1 protein-coding gene is annotated in these 1,530 nt (G+C 62.0%); it reads left to right on the top strand.

Features of this window, described 5'->3' with window-relative positions; genetic code table 11:
- Window positions 1-55 precede the first annotated feature (55 nt).
- Window positions 56-1,423, top strand: coding sequence for an IS1182 family transposase (locus NP503_RS33165; protein ID WP_127267801.1), 1,368 nt, complete (start codon window positions 56-58; stop codon window positions 1,421-1,423).
- Window positions 1,424-1,530: the final 107 nt, after the last annotated feature.

The raw sequence follows: 1,530 nt of genomic DNA, 5'->3' as shown, positions 1-1,530 counted from the left end.
TTCAGACTGCTGACAAACCCCTGGCATTTGCTGGGGGTTTTTGATTCACTGGGTCATGTTGAAGCGACCCGCCCCTGAACAGACCGCGCTCGAGATGGTGACGCTGGATCAGTTGGTTCCTGCCGATCACCTTTTGCGCAAGATCGACCGTGTGATCGATTTCACCTTCGTCCACGATCTGACCGCGCCGCTGTATTGCCCCGACAATGGCCGCCCGCCACTCGACCCGACCTTGATGTTCAAGGCGCTGTTCATCGGCTACCTGTTTGGCGTTCGCTCGGAGCGGCAGCTGGTGCGCGAGATCGAGGTCAATGTCGCCTATCGTTGGTTCCTGCGACTGAAGCTGACGGACAAGGTGTTCGACGCCTCGACGTTGAGCCAGAACCGGCGGCGTCGTTACGACGACACCAGCGTGTCGCAGGCGATCTTCGACCGCATTGTTGAGCAGGCGATCCGGGCGGGCTTGGTCGACGGCACGGTGCTGTACACCGACTCCACCCATCTGAAGGCCAACGCCAACAAGGGCAAATACGATCTTGCCATGATCGCCAAGTCGCGGGCCGACTATTGGGCCGACCTCGATCGTGCGATCGACACCGAACGGGCGCTGCATGGCCAGAAGCCGCTGAAGCAGAAGGAGCGGCGGCCTGCGGTTAAGGAGACCAAGGTCTCGCGCACCGACCCCGACAGCGGCTACATGGTGCGCGAGGGCAAGCCGAAGGGCTTTTTCTATCTCGACCATCGCACGGTGGATGCGGCGCACGCCATCATCACCGACACGCACACGACGGCGATCGTCCACGATTCGACCGTCTACCTGTCGAGGCTCGATCGGCAGGTGCAGCGCTTCGGCTTTGATGTCGGCGCCGTCGGGCTGGACGCCGGCTATGCCACGGCAGGCATCGCCAAAGGACTGGAGGATCGGGCAATCCGCGGTGTCACCGGTTATCGTCGCCCCAGACCGCCCAAGCCCGGCATGATGGGTCCGTCCTCCTTCACCCATGAGCCGGCGGCTGATGGCTATCGCTGCCTACAGGGCCAGATGCTGGCCTACGCCACCACCGACCGCAATGGCTACCGCCACTACAAGAGTGACCCGGCTATCTGCCGCGACTGCCCGCTGCTTGCCTCCTGCACCAGCAATGCCAAGGCCCAACGCACCATCATCCGCCATGCCTGGGCCGATGCGAAGGAGCGCACCGACGCCAACCGGCTGACCGCATGGGGCAAGGCTATCTACCGCCGCCGCAAGGAGACCGTCGAGCGCTCCTTCGCCGACGCCAAGCAACTGCATGGTCACCGCTATGCGCGGTTCCGAAGTCTCACCAAGGTCGCCTGCCAGTGCCTGATCGCCGCCGCCGCCCAGAACATCAAAAAGATCGCCCTTTGCCTGTGCCCGAAACCCAAGCCGGCCCGCGCATGAGGCTCAATGCCTCTTGTCAAAATCTCCTGACACAAACAGTCCAAGACACTTCAATCACATAACAAAAAACCCCGCCGAAAATCGACGGGGTTTGTCAGCAGTCTGAA

It is taken from the genome of Mesorhizobium sp. SEMIA396 (genome assembly GCF_024518615.1).
In the GTDB taxonomy this organism is placed as follows: Bacteria; Pseudomonadota; Alphaproteobacteria; order Rhizobiales; family Rhizobiaceae; genus Mesorhizobium.
The sequence above is the reverse complement of the archived record's forward strand: the minus strand, read 5'-3'. Positions and strand labels throughout refer to the sequence as shown.